This is a genomic window from Bittarella massiliensis (ex Durand et al. 2017) (genome assembly GCF_017566145.1).
Lineage (GTDB): Bacteria > Bacillota > Clostridia > Oscillospirales > Ruminococcaceae > Bittarella > Bittarella massiliensis_A.
Genome location: NZ_JABFCL010000076.1, coordinates 1 through 292, shown reverse-complemented (window position 1 = coordinate 292; position 292 = coordinate 1). Strand labels below are relative to the sequence as shown.

Annotated in this window: 1 protein-coding gene; it reads right to left on the bottom strand. The window is 40.4% G+C overall.

Features of this window, described 5'->3' with window-relative positions; genetic code table 11:
- Positions 1–292: substrate-binding domain-containing protein (locus HJY11_RS13515; RefSeq protein ID WP_208076455.1), on the bottom strand; the 292-nt coding region annotated here is incomplete at both ends.

Sequence of the window (292 nt, the reverse complement as noted above, 5' to 3'; positions counted from 1 at the left end):
CCTGAAGTCCCTGCCGTATCCCCGCCGAATCTACCGGAATTACAAAGACCGCATCAAATTCCTGATTTGCCGCATCGGATAACTGGCTTAACTGGGTATTCAAATCATAATCCGGATCAAAACACGTATACTCATATCCCTCATCCTTGCATAATTCTTCGAATTTCTCATTCATAGAAGATTGAAACGTATTATTCAACGTGTTTGTCAAAAACGCGAAACTATAATCTCCATCTTTTTTAGCTGCTTCCTTTCTGCTGTCCTTGTTTTCCATCGCTGATTTTGATGTACA